The sequence below is a fragment of the Pseudomonas sp. EA_5y_Pfl2_R50 genome, from assembly GCF_963970475.1.
In the GTDB taxonomy this organism is placed as follows: Bacteria; Pseudomonadota; Gammaproteobacteria; order Pseudomonadales; family Pseudomonadaceae; genus Aquipseudomonas.
On record NZ_CAXAPT010000238.1, the window covers coordinates 1 to 266 of the forward strand.

A 266-nucleotide genomic window follows, 5' to 3' on the forward strand; every position below is an offset into this window, starting at 1 on the left:
TACGAATACGACGATGACCTGCATTTGGTCTCCCGACGGATCAATCCTGACGGCACGCGGGTGCAATACCGCTACGACCATGCGCGACTGCTGCTGACGGAAATCGAAAACGAGTCCGGCGAAAAGTACCGTCTGGACTACACACCCACGGGACTGATCCGACAGGAAACCGGCTTCGACGGCCGCCGCACGAGCTACGCCTATGACCTCAATGGTCACCTGCTGGAAAAGACCGAGTTCGGTGATGACGGCTCGGTTTTAGTCAC

1 protein-coding gene is annotated in these 266 nt (G+C 57.5%); it reads left to right on the forward strand.

Annotated elements, in window-relative coordinates; genetic code table 11:
- Nucleotides 1–266: hypothetical protein (locus AACY19_RS27625; protein WP_339454673.1), on the forward strand; the 266-nt coding region annotated here is incomplete at both ends.